Source organism: Chryseobacterium sp. NRRL B-14798 (genome assembly GCF_050470705.1).
Taxonomy (GTDB): domain Bacteria; phylum Bacteroidota; class Bacteroidia; order Flavobacteriales; family Weeksellaceae; genus Chryseobacterium; species Chryseobacterium cupriresistens.
Window position 1 is genome coordinate 2,894,935 of record NZ_JBFLUL010000005.1, and the last position, 14,611, is coordinate 2,909,545.

Sequence of the window (14,611 nt, forward strand, 5' to 3'; positions counted from 1 at the left end):
CTGCTTTTTTGTATGCGTTGGGAAGAAAATCTTATCCTCCGAATTTTTCTGCGTAATCAGCCTGAGAAGCTTTGATCACTTTTCTTGCGTGCTCAGCTCCGTAAACTTCCTGGATTCTGCATTTTGCAGGCTCATCCGGTAAGTTTTTATAGGTAAGGAAGTAGTGCATTAATCTTTTTACTTCTGCTTCCGGTAATTCAGAAATATCTCTGAAGTGTCCGAAAGCGTGGTCATTGATCATTACAGCAACAATTTTATCATCCGCTTCACCACCGTCGATCATTTTGAAACCACCGATTGGAATAGCTTCCATCAATAAACCTCCTGCATGGATGTTGTGAGAACTTAAAACACAGATATCAAGCGGGTCATGATCTCCCATCGTTACATCATCAGCTCCAGCCTCTATAGCAAGTTTCATTACTTCATTGTGGCAGTAAGTTCTAGGAACAAAACCATATAAAGCAGGGATAATGTTAGAGAATTTCTGCGGCCTGTCTACCTTTAAATATCCTGTTTCTTTATCTACTTCATATTTAATAGTATCTGAAGGAACAATTTCCACAAATACGTTTACAACATTTGGCGCATCTTCTCCTGCAGAAATTCCGTGCCATGGATGTGCTTTAAAATTTGGAATCATTATTTATCTGTTAATTTTTAAGTTATTATTAAAATTTCTTTTCTTAAATCTTCAATGGTTTCAGCAATATAGTCGTTGCCTTCCATATAGTTCATGATGAAAATCGTTTTGAATTCATCCAGCTGAACTTCTCCTTTTAACCCGTCATAAGTTTTATGAAGCAGTTCTATAATTGCATTTTTTGAGTCTACGATATTCTTCCAGGAGTTTTTTGTAATGTATAACTGCTGTGAAGAGTTGTATTCAAATTCTTCATTGATCGCCTTTTCAGTCAGGAAAATAAACTCATGAACAGCCAGTCCCCTGTCGAACCTCTGTATAAGGTTTGATGGTTTCATTCTGTCCAGAAACAAGGTCATTCTTTCATAGGAATGTGCTTTGTTCTCTGAATTGGATTTCACACTAAGTAATTTGATTTCCTGGTTCTTAAGAGTAATATATGAGTGTACAAATTGTCTGAGCAAAACCAGAAAAGGAATTGCAATAATCAATGCAAATGCATAGGGTAAATATCCTGATAGACTCGTCATAATTTTAGACTGCAAAATTACTAATTATTTTCCGTCTTCTAAAGAGTTTTTAAAGATATCCACTTTAGAAATTTGTATATAGACCAATGCAAGGATAATTATAAGATAAAAGCCAAGCATCATCCTGTTTACCAGAGACGGAAAAACCAAAAATCTCAGCATGACAGTTGTGTAAATAACAGCGAAAAACAAGAGCTGAGCCTGGTTCTTTTTATTGTAAAATGAGAAACGATTGGCTAAAATGATTACAATAAAAATCAATAAGATTGGAAAGTAGGAAGAATTGAACTCTAACATTACATTACTTTTAATAAAGTGAATATAATCTTCAAAGGAAAACGGATCAGGCTGTGACACAGGATAAATCTGAACTTTGGTAAACTGATTCATAAAGAGTGCAGACCAAGAAACCTGATTAAAAGCCTGTATTAAAAAGAAGGAAAGAAATATATATCCGTATGCTACCAGTAATGAACCTGTTTTAATCTGAAAGTTATTTCTATAAAAATAAATAAGGGCGTACAGGAATGAATAGAATATAAAATATTCCGGCCTCGTAAGCACACACAGCATAGCCAATATGCTTGCGAAAAAGAAATTTTTTCTCACTAAAAATACATAAAAGCTCAAAAGAAGCAGCAAGCATGATAAGGAATCTGCTGAAACATGCCGGGCCGATTCCGGCAAAGGCTTGAACAGTGAAATTAAAACAGTAAGGATAAAGGCAAGAGGATAATTTCTCAGAATTTTTATCAAAAAGCTGAAAATCAGAACTAGAATCAAAGCATAAGAGATAACTGAAATCAAAGAGATGGAAGCAGAAGCACTGAAACCTAATTTGAATAATGACCAGCTTATAAAATTATAAAAAGGTTTCACCACAAAAAGCTGCAGCTCTTCTTCGTAGGCTTTGGGATTTTGCGAGATGATTTTATAGTAAGTGCTCTCCCCTTTTGCTACTTCCTCAGCCATTGGATTAACAGGACCAAGTCCCGCGAAATCAGGACTTTTTTCTCTCAGTTCGTCATATACCTTCTGATGAATTTCTTCAATTTTCATTTCAGGACATTCCGTTTTATAGATGAGTCCCATATAGGCTTCCATATCAGTATTGTAGTAATGATGGGTATACAGGTAGTATGACATCATGCATACATAGATTGAAAATATAAAAACAAGAATATTCTTCTTTTTTCCCATACACTGATATTAAGGATACAAATGTAAAAAAACTATCATTTAAAATGCCTAAAGAAAGTTTTTATGAAAGTTCCCTAAAGTTCAAACAGGGCGGGTCTTTGTGTTACTTCATGATAGCACACACTATTTTCATCAAAAAAATGATAGACAAGACTTTTCCTCGTTCTGTTCTTATCTGTGTGAGGTTCTCCGCCATGAAGAATATTGGCGTGCCAGATCAGTAGATCTCCTTTTTTGGCTTTAAAAATTTCTTTCTGTAAGCCTAATTCTTTTACTTTATCTTCCAGAAAGGTTTCATAGGCTCTGTAGCTTTTCTTTCCTATTTTCAGGGCTGTGCCTTCATTATCATAATCGGAATTCAGGAAATAAGGAAGCTTATGACTTTTAGGAATATAATGAAGCGCTCCGTTACTTTCGTCTACATCTTCCAGGGCAATCCATACTCCAAGCAGTCCTCCCAATGGATAAGTAGTCATGTGAATACTGTCAGAATGGGTTTTCTGCTGGCTGCCGTTGATGAAGTTGATACTTTGGAAAAGCTTGGATTTTCCGTCCAGTAAAACAGATAAAAAGTCTAACAGTTCTTTATCACTTCCAATATTTTTAATGATTTCTGAGTGATGGATTGCAAACATCAGCTTTCCTCCGTAAATAAATTTCAAAGTCCCATCCTTCATCAATTTATCAATTTCAGTATTGATTTGATCTGCTGTTTCCGGACTAAGGAAATTTCTCAGAATCATATACCCATTCTCATCATACTGAAGAGCACTTTCTTTATTTTCTTCAGAAAGCTTCTTAAAAAAAGGGGTTTCCTTCAATTTTGTATAATCCAGTGTCCTTTCGCTGGTCGGAAGGTGGGCAAAATCCTTGCTAGAAATACTTGAAAAATAGTTTTTATTGATTCCGTATTTTTTATATAATGGAATATTATGCTTTAATTTATTCTTTTTAAACAAGTTATAAAGCATGTATGATAATTTGTACTGACGAATCTGTTGTAACATAACTGTTTTACTAAGGATTTTATAAAGTTACGGAATATTACTTAATTAGAACCAATCTAAACAATGCTTTTCATCATAAAAAAGACTTTCCTCTCAATATAAGATATCCTAACTTTTTGAAAAGGTTTTTTTTTGAATTCTCAATAATTCCGTAAGGCCTTAATTCCGGCCGGAATCCACGGAAAAATTCCTCAATATTGGGGAGTTCTCCTCCTTCAAAATCAAATATATGAGTTGCAATGTTCTCTTTAATGACATGATCAATCAATACGGATGCTCCTGATAATCTGACATAGTCTTTATCATTAAAATTTCCTAAAAGCGCTACCATACCACAGTCCGTATAGGTAGCAATTATATTGATAATCTTATGCTGATAGTAAAATGCCGTAAATTTGAGGTAACCAAGATGATGAAAACTTTCAAAGATCCTCATGAATTCTCCGAGATCATTTTCTTTGCTCAGCCCTATAGTATTCGCTTCAATAAAAGCTTTAGCTTTATCGTAAGGGATTGTTTTAATTTCTGATTCTTTTAAAACCGCTTCATCTAACCGAAGTTTTCTTTTTCTTTTGGGTGAATATCTCGAATATACTTTCTCATAAGCATCAGGATACAGTAAAAAATTCTTCTTGATTCTGATCTTTGTACGAAGCTGATTGACATCATTGAAAGGATATGCCCTGATCATATAGTTTTTTTCCAGATATTCCAGAAAAGCCTCATTAAGATCCACATCATCTTTAACGGAAAAAACACCAAGCTGCTGACAAAGCTTAGGGTTGTGCACGATTTTCATTCCATATTTTCTTACGAAAGGAACAGGCATTACTGCTTGGTAATCTTTATAAACAAGAATTTCCCAGGGCATTGTAGAAGTAGTATCTAAGAAATGCTTTGTAGCAGAATATTTTCTCTGCTCGGAATTTTCTAAACACTGAGCATATTTTACAAAGTCAATTTCATGGTATTTTAATCTTCTAATCATAACAATCCTGCGTCCGAGAAACTAAAATAAGCATCCTGCGTGACAATAATATGGTCTAAAAGCTGAATACTTAGTGTATTTCCTGCTTCTTTTATTTTCTGTGTGATATTGATGTCTTCCCGGCTTGGTTTTAAGCTTCCGGAAGGGTGATTGTGGGCAATGATAATGCCGGTTGAAAAATGATCCAGTGCGGCTTTATAAAGAGTTCTTACATCTACAATAGACTGGCTGATTCCTCCCTGGGTAAGCTGGGAAACATGAATCACTTTATTACTGTTGTTAAGGAAAATCGCCCAGAATTCTTCTGTTCTCAGGTCAGAGAGCTGGTTTCTGAGAATGACATAGGCATCGTGACTGTTTCCAATCACCGTTTTTTCAGGAATTTCCTGAACAGCTCTTCTTTTTCCGATCTCTAAAGCTGTAATGATTGAAATAGCTTTTGTAGCACCAATTCCTTTGAATTTCATCAGGTCTTTAACGGATAGCAAACTTAGCTGATGCCAGTTGTTATTGACAGAATTCAGAATTTTTCTTGCAAGCTCTACAGCATTCTCATCCCTGTTTCCACTTCCCATAATAATTGCCAACAGCTCAGAATCCGAAAGTGAGCTCTTGCCTTTCTGCAAAAACTTTTCTCTGGGTCTGTCATCTTCTGCAAGAAATTTTATAGCCATGGAAAGGAATTATAAGTTAATAGAATGCATATAAGATGATCGGCTTCTTCGACTGATCAATATATTTTGCCGTTTCTTTAAAAGCATTTATTGAAAGCATAGGACAGCCTAAACTTAAACATGCAGGATTCCGGGATTCAGTATCCGGAATACATCCGTACGAATGGAGAACAATGGCTCTCTGCATAGCATTACTGTTGGTAGAATCCAGACCTGCCAGCCGATACGCTTTACCAAATTTTCCTACATAGCTTTCTCCAATAGCATATTTTCCAAGGGATGACTGGTAAGATCCTTCAATATTACTGAATTTTAAAGCATCTGACTTTGGAATAACTGAACCTGAACCATGAGAGACAACAGCCTGCTGTAAGATTGTATTGTTTTTCAGGTTATAAATAAAATAGCGATACTTTCCTGAAGGGATTTTAAAGTTGATAAAAACAGCCAGTTCCTGATTGTACTCTTTTCCTTTAATATAATTTTTAATCTCCGAAATCCTTGCCTGAGGAATACCCAATGGATTCAACTGCTGGGAGTCAGCTTTTGAACAGGAAATTACTATTAAAAAAAGAAAAACAAAGTGTTTCATCATCCGGTTTTGTATACTGCTACTCTATGATCATTCCGTCTTTCATAACAAGCTTACGGTCTGTAATTTCTGCAAGATTAGGGTTATGGGTTACAATAACAAAAGTCTGGTTGTATTTGTCTCTCAGATCGAAAAACAATCTGTGAAGATCATCCGCATTCTTGGAATCCAGGTTACCTGTAGGCTCATCTGCAAAAATGATTTTCGGTGAATTGATTAAAGCCCTTGCCACCGCTACCCTTTGCGCTTCTCCACCAGAAAGCTGGTTGGGTTTATGATTCAGTCTTTGCTCTATCTTCAGATCTTCAAATAAAGCATAAGCCTTTTCGATAGCTTCTCTTTCGTTGGCTCCTGCTATTTTTGTCGGAAGCAATACGTTTTCCAACGCGGTAAACTCCGGAAGAAGCTGATGAAACTGAAATACGAAACCGATATTCTGATTTCTGAATTTTGAAAGCTGCTTATCATTCATATTGATAAATGATTCACCTGCTATTTCAATTTCAGTATCGTATTTCCCGGACTGGGTGGGATGATCCAGTGTTCCTAAAATCTGCAGCAGTGTAGATTTACCTGCTCCCGATTCTCCTACAATAGAAACCACTTCTCCTGTTTTGATATGAATATCAACTCCTTTCAGTACCTCTAAATTCCCATAAGATTTATGGATATTTCTTGCTTTAATCATGATTCAAAAATAGTGAATTGCCTGCAAATAAAAAACCGCTTTTTGAAGCGGTTTGTATTTTATTTTACTTTTTGAATGTTTAGATTCCGGCAATCTACTTATACAGTTCTTTTCTATTAATTTTTTAAATTATTACAGTCTTATTTTTTATAAAAATATTTGTACCAGAAGCTTTTTCTAAACCTATAAGGTTTGTCATTCATCATCATTTCCATTTACCCAAAAAAACAAAAAAACCTCCCAGTCCGGGAGGTTTCAATATTTTCAATTCAGAAAATTACAGTAACAATGTTAATGGACTTTCTAAATAGGTTCTTAAAGTTTGTAAGAACTGAGCACCCGTAGCACCGTCTACCACTCTGTGGTCACAAGCCAATGAAAGTTTCATGGTGTTTCCAACTACGATCTGACCATCTTTAACGATAGGCTTCTCGATAATCGCTCCTACTGAAAGGATAGCAGAGTTTGGCTGATTGATGATACTTGTAAATGTTTCAATTCCGAACATTCCTAAGTTAGAAATAGAGAATGTAGATCCTTCCATTTCATTAGCCTTAAGACCTTTACTCTTAGCTCTTGATGCCATATCTTTTACAGCTGCGGAAATCTGGGTATACGTCATCTGATCTGTATTTTTCAATACAGGAACTACCAATCCGTCCGGAATAGCTACTGCTACACCAATATTGATATTTCCTCTGTGGATGATCTTATCACCAGCCCAGCTTGAATTTACCTGAGGGTGTTTTCTTAAAGCAATTGCAGTGGCTTTAATGATCATATCATTGAAAGAGATCTTGGTATCCGGTAAAGAATTGATTTCTTTTCTGGCCTCAATTGCCTTATCCATATTGATCTCAACCATCAGATAGTAGTGAGGGGCAGTGAATTTACTTTCAGAAAGACGTTTTGCAATAATATTTCTTACCTGAGAGTTTGGAGTTTCTGTATCTTCACCCTGTACAAAGCTTACTGCGACAGGAGCAGCGCTTGCTGCAGGAGCTGAAGCAGCTTGTTTTACAGCTGGCTGATAGTTTTCAATATCTTTTTTAACGATTCTTCCGTTTTCACCAGATCCCTGAACACTGCTGATATCAACTCCTTTATCCTGAGCCATTTTCTTAGCCAGTGGAGAAATTGCCACTCTGTCAGAAGATGAAGAATTGGCAGCCGGAGCAGCTTTTTCTTCTGGTTTAGCTTCTGTTGTTTTTTGTTCAGCTGGTTTTTCAGTTGACTGACCCGCAGCTTTTGGAGCCCCTACAGCGGAAACATCTGTTCCTGCAGGGCCAATGATTGCTAATACGGAATCAACCGGAGCAGCACCTCCTTCTTCTACACCTTGCTTCAATAGTACTCCATTGAATTCAGATTCGAAATCCTGTACCGCTTTATCTGTTTCGATCTCAGCAAGAAGATCTCCTTCTTTTACTGTATCACCTACATTTTTGTGCCATTTAGCCACCTTACCTTCTGTCATTGTATCAGAAAGTCTCGGCATTGTAATAATTTCAACTCCTGCCGGAACTTCTGCAGCAGCAGGCGCAGCAGTTTCTGCTTTAGGCTGTTCTTCTGATTTTTTTTCTTCAGTTGCAGCAGCGGGAGCAGCAGCCCCACCTGTCAATCCTGAAATATCTTCTCCTTCATTCCCGATAATAGCTAAAACAGAGTCTACAGCAGCAGCAGATCCTTCTTCTACACCTACGTATAAAAGAGTACCTTCTATTTCAGATTCGAAATCCTGAACTGCTTTATCAGTTTCAATTTCAGCTAAAATATCTCCTTCTTTTACTTTATCTCCTACTTTTTTATGCCATTTGGCCACCTTACCTTCCGTCATTGTGTCGGACAGGCGGGGCATCGTAATTACTTCTGCCATAATCTATATTGATTTGAGATTCGAGATTTGAGATTTGAGATTTCAGAAATTTCAAACTTCAAATTTCAAATTAATTTTTATTTTTTAGTTTTCTAATTTGTCTAGGAATGGATAGTCTTCCTGAGCATATACATACTCATAGATTTTTTCTGCATCAGGATACGGAGAGTTTTCCATAAATTCGATACACTCTTCAACAAAGTCTCTGGACTTGTTATCGATAGCTTCCAATTCTGTTTCTGTAGCCCATCCGCTTTCTAAAATTCTATGTTTTATCAATTCGATCGGGTCATCATTTTTATGAAGAGCTACTTCTTCTTTAGATCTGTATGGCTCAGCATCAGACATTGAGTGTCCTCTGTAACGGTAAGTTCTTGCTTCAATAAATGTAGGTCCGTCTCCTCTTCTTGCTCTTTCAATAGCTTCGTAAGCAGCTTCTGCTACTTTCTCAGGATCCATTGCATCTACAGCAAGGCAAGGCATTTCGTATCCTAAACCTAATTTATAGATATCTTCGTGGTTGGCAGTTCTTTTTACAGAAGTTCCCATTGCATATTGGTTGTTTTCCACAACAAATACTACCGGAAGTTTCCAGTTCATTGCCATATTGAAAGTTTCATGTAAAGAACCTTGTCTTGCAGCACCATCTCCAAAGAAACAGATGTTTACAGCTTTTCTGTCGAAATATTTATCAGCAAAAGCAATACCTGCACCTAAAGGAATTTGTCCTCCAACGATACCATGTCCTCCGTAAAAACGGTGTTCTTTACTGAAAATGTGCATAGATCCACCCATACCTCCGGATGTCCCTGTAGCTTTACCACAAAGTTCTGCCATGATTCTTTTAGGATCCACACCCATCGCCATTGGATGAATGTGACATCTGTAAGCAGTAATCATACTGTCCTTTGTCAGATCCATTGCATGTGTAAACCCGGCAGGGATAGCTTCCTGACCGTTATACAAATGTAAAAATCCTCTGATCTTTTGTTTTAGGTAAAGAGAACGGCATTTGTCTTCAAACCTTCTCCACATTGTCATATCTTCATACCACTTCAGGTATACCTCTTTAGAAAATTCTTTCATGTGTTAGCTCTTGCTTTTTTATGATGAAATAGTTGAGCAAAATTATGAAAAAAACTTTGTTTTTATTCTATACATAGATAACTTTTCGATTTTTCTGTAAAATCTACTTGCAGGCCGGACGGATTATTCTTAATTTTCGAGCCTTTGAAACTCTCATAAAGCAACCTTTTATTAATCATTTTCTTATCATGACAGCTAAGCAATCAGCCTGTTAATGTGGCTTTTCCGAAATTACAATCAAGATAAAAATACAGGGAAATGATTATGCTTCACTCTCCATTTCCTTCCCCTTTAATTATCGTTAATATATCTTTTGGTTATTTCAATAGCTTTTTTTTCGGAGAAAAACCGGTAAGTTTGAGCGTTCTGTCTTCAATTTCATTAACAAAATTGCCATATTGGCTGGCTGTTCTTGCTTTAATTTCCTTCCATTCCTGATCTGCCAAAAATCCTTCCCAGGCCGTTTTCATAGTGGCTTCATCTTTCCATTCAAGCAGATAAACAAATTCTGTTTTATCTTTAAATTCCGACTCCCAGATAGACACAATGGTAAACCCATATTTTTTCATTATTCTCAGAGCATGATCTCTGAAACGGTCCAGAAAAACCTGCTTGTTCTCTTTGGGAATTTCATAAATTCTTAATTGATGTACAGGTGGCGGCGAAGAAATATTTTTCCGTGAAAACCTTTTGTCCGAAAGTAAAAAATCCTAAGATAACCAATACGAATGTGAATAGGTGTTCATAATAATGATGATTAAACTGATCAATTAAAAGTAAAACATTTCCTGCAAAATTTAATATTAATCTAAAAAAGTAAAAAAAGCTTAGCGCATTTATCCATCAAATTCAACCGGCTTCTTCCCCTTGTTTTTTGATGTTATAATGGTATATTTGACCTTTAAACTTGATTATGGAAGAAAAACAGTCTTCATTATTACATAAAATTTCAAAAGTCATTTCTGATTTTTTTAACCCTTTAGTCTCTCTGATCATTTTCTTTACCTACATGAGCATCAGGGAATATTCTCTTAAGGATTCTATGCTGTATTTTCTGCCTGTATTATTAATGATCATTATTCCGGTTGTTGTATGGCTGGTATGGAATGTGAAAACGGGAAGATATACCAATATGGATGTCTCCAATCGTGTTCAAAGGAAAACCCTGTATATATTTATTGCAGTCTGCGTGATCATTTATCTTCTTTTCAATTATATTAAAAACGGATATATTGATCTTGTCATGCTGTTTATTCTGGTACTGCTTTTCGCCCTGCAGATCAGCAATTTTTTTATAAAAAGCTCGATGCATACAGCATTCAATGTATTTGTAGCAGCATTATTTTTCTCACTTGACTGGAAAATGGGTCTGGTATGGCTGGGAATTGCTGTTTTGGTCGGAATTACCCGTATCATTTTAAAAAGACATACCGTAAAAGAAGTATTTATGGGGGCTGGAATAGCTTTTCTGGTATCTTTTATCTATCTTTATTGCAATATTCAATTTCAACATTAGAATACTCTATGAAAATAAATCATCTTACTGCCGCAGAAGAAAACTTTATGAAGCTGTTTTGGAAAATGGAATCTTTCTATCTGAAGGACGTTATGGAGCAGCATCCGGAACCGAAACCACACCAGAATACGGTTTCCACTTATTTGAAAATATTAGTTGAAAAAGGCTATCTGTCTACTGTAAAAGAAGGAAGAATCTTCAAATACAGCGTGCTTGTTCCTTTAGAAGAGTATAAAAAATTCCTGTTAAAAGAGCTTTCATATAACTTTTTCAATCATTCAGGAAAGGAAATTCTGGAGCTTTTATTAAGTGAAAAATTAATTTCCCAGGAAGACATGAAAGGTTATTTTGATCTTAAAATCGAAATAAAGCCGGCAAAAATTGAAGAACCTAAGTTCGAAGTAGCTGAAGAAATCCTGAATCCCAAAAAAGAAAAGAAAACCAAAGGAAAGGAAAAAGACAAGGACAAGGACAAAAAGAAGAAAAAGAAAAAAGATTAATTTAAATTAAAAAACACCAAATCATGAAAACAAAATTCCAGGAAACTCTAAGCCGGGCCAATGAAGCCATTTTCCGATATCCGATGGTTTTGGTAATGGCTTTATTAGCTTCTGCCGGTGCCATATGTATTGCGGAAACAGATCGCTTTGAAATCACTTCTTATATCAAATTTACCATTTGTGCCTGTTTGGGAATTTCCCTGATGTTTGCATTAAAAATGCTGTCACAAAGAATCGGAAAAGAATTATTATTGCACGTATCCGGCGTTATCTTTCTCATCGGTTTTTATTGTATTCTCCCTGACAGAAAGGAAAGTTTTACAGAAGTGCATGCTTATCTTATTGCTGTTACCGCTCTTCTTTCCCATTTACTCGTATCATTTATTCCGTTTCTGGAGAGAGACAGAGAGCTCAGGTTCTGGCAGTACAACAAAAATCTTTTTATCAATATCTTTCTTACTGCCGTATTTACAGGAGTTTTGACTGGTGGCGTTGAATTGGCAATTCTGGCCATTGATAAACTTTTTGATTTTAACTTTCATGACAGAATTTACAGAGATACTTTCTTTGTTCTCGCTATTTTCGGGAGCAGTTTTATTTTCCTTTTATTTAATGATAAAGGCTTAAACAACCTTGAAAAAGATGGTACCTATCCCGTCGTTCTGAAGTTTTTCACTCAGTTTATTTTAATTCCTTTACTCCTGATCTATGTAACGATCCTTTATTTCTATTCTGTTAAAATAGTCATCAACTGGCAGCTTCCGAGAGGCTGGGTTTCTTATCTTGTTTTAGCGTACAGCATTGTGGGTATCCTTGCATTACTTCTTGTACATCCTCTGAAACAAGAAAACGCAAAATCCTGGGTCAGGATATTCTCAAAAGTATTCTATTATACAATACTACCTTTGATTGCTCTGCTTTTCACTGCAATTTTCACCAGAATTTTAGAATATGGCTATACAGAACCAAGGTACTTTGTTCTCCTGCTTGCTTTATGGCTGTCAAGCATAGTTGTCTACTTTATTTTCAACAAAAAAGCCACCATAAAATTCATTCCTGTCAGCTTATTTTTATTTGGTGTTTTTGCATTGATTTTCCCTTACCTTAATGCTTTTAGCGTGGCTAAAAGAAGTCAGAAAACGGAATTAATGAATATCTTAAACCAGCATCAGCTGATCAGTGCCGGCAAGATTAATTTCCAGAAAAAAGTTACAGATACGATCCGTACTGAAATTGCCAATAAATTTGAATTTCTGGCTGAAAGAAAACAAGGGGCATTCCTATCGGGTTTACTGAATGAAAAAGATCAGGCTGAATTATCGGAGAATATTAAAAAAGGTTCCTTTTACAGCATCAATTACAGCATTCAGAATAAATTTTCAGATGTGAATGTCACTGTAAAAAACAGGGCGTATGAAATGAACAGACTCGTTCTTATTCGTAAAGAACAGGCTGTAGAAATCGGGAATTATCAATATTTAATCTCTTTCCATCGTTATAGCAGAGATCCACAACAACTGAATAATGACCAGTTTGAGCTTACAGACCAACTGACAGAAAAATCCTCATTAAAACTAAATTTAAATGATCAGGAAGAAGTAGATTTCGGACCACAGATCATTAAACTATTTGAGGAAAATAAAAACAAAACAGGAAACGTAAAACTTCCTGAAATTGCGATGGAATCTGACTTAGGCAAGTATCACGTTAAACTTATTTTCAATGAGATCACAAAAGAAAAATACTCTGAAAATGACACTGCCGATATTTATTACGAAAACGTTTACATTCTTATAAAATTAAAATAGCGTTCCAATAAAAAAGAGACTACCTTCTGGATAGTCTCTTTTATTTATCTGAGTTGTATAATTTATCTGTTCGTTCCGGAACTCCAAAGCGGAGAGTTTCTTCCGTAGATCACAAGATTTCCGTCATCCTGAACGGATAACTTGTTTGCTCCTTTGCCATCTGTATTTGAACTGAAGGCAACGCCATTTCCACGTGTATATACTACCAGATTACCATCTTCCTGGAAAATTGCTCTTACTCCTCTGCTGGTTGTCTTTGCTTCCCATACAGGAACACCGGATTTGTTATAAAATACCACAACATCTCACCACAAAATTATAATTAAATGATTTACTGGAAATTAAATTTCCATAAAAAAAGCGGCTTAAAAGCCGCTTCATATTTTTACCAACGATTTCCGCCTCCGCCACGGTTGTTACCATAGCCTCCGCCTCTATTGTTGTTGTTACCATAACCTCCACCTCTGTTGTTATCGAAGCTTCTTCTTGGTTTTTCTTCTCTTGGTTTAGCTTCAGATACGTTTAGAGTTTTTCCGTTGAATTCTTTTTGGTTAAGAGCTTCAATAGCTTGCTTTCCTTCTTCATCACCCATCTCTACGAAACCGAAACCTCTGGAACGACCAGTTTCTCTGTCTGTAACGATTTTAGCTGATGATACATCTCCAAATTCTGCGAATAGATCGTGCAACTCATACTCTTTAGTTGCGTAATTGATGTTTGAAACAAAAATGTTCATTTTAAATAAATTAAAAAATTAATAAAAATTTGGTATATAAAAGAAAAACAACATAAATTAATGAACAAATATTGATTCCAAATATAAACGTATGCAAGATACAATTAAAAATTTCAAATCAAAGCTTTTTTTACATATTTCTCACATTATGTTGAGTACAAGCGATCAAAAAGGACATGAAAACAATTTAAATAACTGAAAATCAAATAATTAAACACCACATTATCATTTAGTTAATTTATTTAACATTTGACGTAAAAAACAACCTTTATCCAACTTAATCCTGCATTTATATTGACGCACTTATTTTCATTTTAAATTCGAAAAAACATCAAATCATCAACATATGAAACAGCATACCACCAATTACACAGATACTCTTATTGAAATTGCTGAAGACTGTCCGGTTTCCCAGGCACAGATTCCTCCGGAAAAGAAAACAAAGACACTCGCCAACCTTCAATATGAGAAGCTGATAAAACAGCCTTATCAATACTCGTCCGATGATCTTATTTTTGAATGTTATGCAATTAAAAATGATCTATCAGAAAGCGAAAAACAAAGTGAAAGAGAAAAATTCTTTTCCAAAGGCCAGCCCTGCCTCCGCTGCTCTCCTCTTGCAAAAAAATACGGATTCGGGTTTCATCACAATTCCGAAGGAAAAGTTGCCCTGATTCCTGTGGAGAGTGAAGAATATCAAACATTGCTGAATGAACCTTCCATAGCAAAAACAAAAGCCATGCGCTCCAAAAGAAAATGATTGAGAA

17 protein-coding genes are annotated in these 14,611 nt (G+C 35.7%); 4 read left to right on the forward strand and 13 right to left on the reverse strand.

Going from position 1 to position 14,611, the window contains the following annotated elements; translation table 11 throughout:
* Positions 1-31 precede the first annotated feature (31 nt).
* The 11 genes from AB1278_RS13485 to AB1278_RS13535 all read right to left on the reverse strand — a co-directional run bounded on the left by AB1278_RS13485 (position 32) and on the right by AB1278_RS13535 (position 9,955).
* Positions 32-643, reverse strand: a complete 612-nt coding sequence (locus AB1278_RS13485; protein WP_047495607.1) for an inorganic pyrophosphatase — start codon at positions 641-643, stop codon at positions 32-34.
* A gap of 17 nt (positions 644-660) precedes the next feature.
* Positions 661-1,173, reverse strand: a complete 513-nt coding sequence (locus tag AB1278_RS13490; RefSeq protein WP_137903997.1) for a hypothetical protein — start codon at positions 1,171-1,173, stop codon at positions 661-663.
* 24 nt (positions 1,174-1,197) lie between these two features.
* Positions 1,198-2,373, reverse strand: a complete 1,176-nt coding sequence (locus AB1278_RS13495; RefSeq protein WP_202842594.1) for a hypothetical protein — start codon at positions 2,371-2,373, stop codon at positions 1,198-1,200.
* Positions 2,374-2,447: 74 nt separating this feature from the next.
* On the reverse strand, positions 2,448-3,380 hold the full coding sequence (locus tag AB1278_RS13500) for a phytanoyl-CoA dioxygenase family protein (RefSeq protein ID WP_429814932.1): 933 nt from the start codon (positions 3,378-3,380) through the stop codon (positions 2,448-2,450).
* 73 nt (positions 3,381-3,453) lie between these two features.
* Complete coding sequence (locus tag AB1278_RS13505; protein ID WP_429814934.1) at positions 3,454-4,368, reverse strand: hypothetical protein; 915 nt, start codon at positions 4,366-4,368, stop codon at positions 3,454-3,456.
* Positions 4,365-5,042 (reverse strand): RadC family protein, encoded by a 678-nt coding sequence (gene radC / locus AB1278_RS13510; RefSeq protein WP_429814937.1) that lies wholly within the window; start codon positions 5,040-5,042, stop codon positions 4,365-4,367. The genes AB1278_RS13505 and radC overlap by 4 nt, the downstream gene beginning before the upstream one ends.
* 16 nt (positions 5,043-5,058) lie before the next feature.
* Positions 5,059-5,637: a murein L,D-transpeptidase catalytic domain-containing protein gene (locus AB1278_RS13515; protein ID WP_429814940.1), complete on the reverse strand. Its 579-nt coding sequence runs from the start codon at positions 5,635-5,637 to the stop codon at positions 5,059-5,061.
* Between the two features lie 16 nt (positions 5,638-5,653).
* A complete protein-coding gene (locus AB1278_RS13520) occupies positions 5,654-6,322 on the reverse strand; it encodes an ABC transporter ATP-binding protein (protein WP_002979895.1) in 669 nt (222 codons plus the stop codon).
* A gap of 277 nt (positions 6,323-6,599) precedes the next feature.
* On the reverse strand, positions 6,600-8,198 hold the full coding sequence (locus AB1278_RS13525; RefSeq protein ID WP_429814943.1) for a 2-oxo acid dehydrogenase subunit E2: 1,599 nt from the start codon (positions 8,196-8,198) through the stop codon (positions 6,600-6,602).
* A gap of 84 nt (positions 8,199-8,282) precedes the next feature.
* Complete coding sequence (gene pdhA / locus AB1278_RS13530; protein ID WP_202842607.1) at positions 8,283-9,284, reverse strand: pyruvate dehydrogenase (acetyl-transferring) E1 component subunit alpha; 1,002 nt, start codon at positions 9,282-9,284, stop codon at positions 8,283-8,285.
* A 317-nt stretch (positions 9,285-9,601) separates the two neighbouring features.
* Positions 9,602-9,955: an NIPSNAP family protein gene (locus tag AB1278_RS13535; RefSeq protein WP_202844242.1), complete on the reverse strand. Its 354-nt coding sequence runs from the start codon at positions 9,953-9,955 to the stop codon at positions 9,602-9,604.
* 242 nt (positions 9,956-10,197) lie between these two features.
* On the opposite strand from AB1278_RS13535, the gene AB1278_RS13540 reads away from it, so the two are divergent.
* Genes AB1278_RS13540 through AB1278_RS13550 form a run of 3 tightly spaced genes read left to right on the forward strand, consistent with a single transcriptional unit; the run spans position 10,198 to position 13,108 of the window.
* Positions 10,198-10,800 carry a phosphatase PAP2 family protein gene (locus AB1278_RS13540; protein ID WP_429814946.1) on the forward strand — a complete coding sequence of 201 codons (603 nt, stop codon included), beginning with the start codon at positions 10,198-10,200 and terminating at the stop codon, positions 10,798-10,800.
* An 8-nt stretch (positions 10,801-10,808) separates the two neighbouring features.
* Entirely contained in the window at positions 10,809-11,300 is a 492-nt protein-coding gene (locus AB1278_RS13545; protein WP_227941383.1) for a BlaI/MecI/CopY family transcriptional regulator, read from the forward strand.
* 23 nt (positions 11,301-11,323) lie between these two features.
* Entirely contained in the window at positions 11,324-13,108 is a 1,785-nt protein-coding gene (locus AB1278_RS13550; protein WP_429814949.1) for a DUF4153 domain-containing protein, read from the forward strand.
* A gap of 62 nt (positions 13,109-13,170) precedes the next feature.
* On the opposite strand, the gene AB1278_RS13555 is transcribed toward AB1278_RS13550, so the two are convergent.
* Both AB1278_RS13555 and AB1278_RS13560 read right to left on the reverse strand, forming a co-directional pair.
* The gene (locus tag AB1278_RS13555) at positions 13,171-13,407 is read right to left on the reverse strand and encodes a hypothetical protein (RefSeq protein WP_330746192.1); all 237 of its coding nucleotides are present in this window, start codon (positions 13,405-13,407) and stop codon (positions 13,171-13,173) included.
* A gap of 86 nt (positions 13,408-13,493) precedes the next feature.
* A complete protein-coding gene (locus AB1278_RS13560; protein ID WP_034696719.1) occupies positions 13,494-13,844 on the reverse strand; it encodes an RNA recognition motif domain-containing protein in 351 nt (116 codons plus the stop codon).
* A gap of 346 nt (positions 13,845-14,190) precedes the next feature.
* Between AB1278_RS13560 and AB1278_RS13565 the strand changes: the two genes are divergently transcribed.
* Positions 14,191-14,604, forward strand: a complete 414-nt coding sequence (locus tag AB1278_RS13565; protein ID WP_330746191.1) for a DUF6157 family protein — start codon at positions 14,191-14,193, stop codon at positions 14,602-14,604.
* The last annotated feature ends 7 nt before the right edge of the window (positions 14,605-14,611 follow it).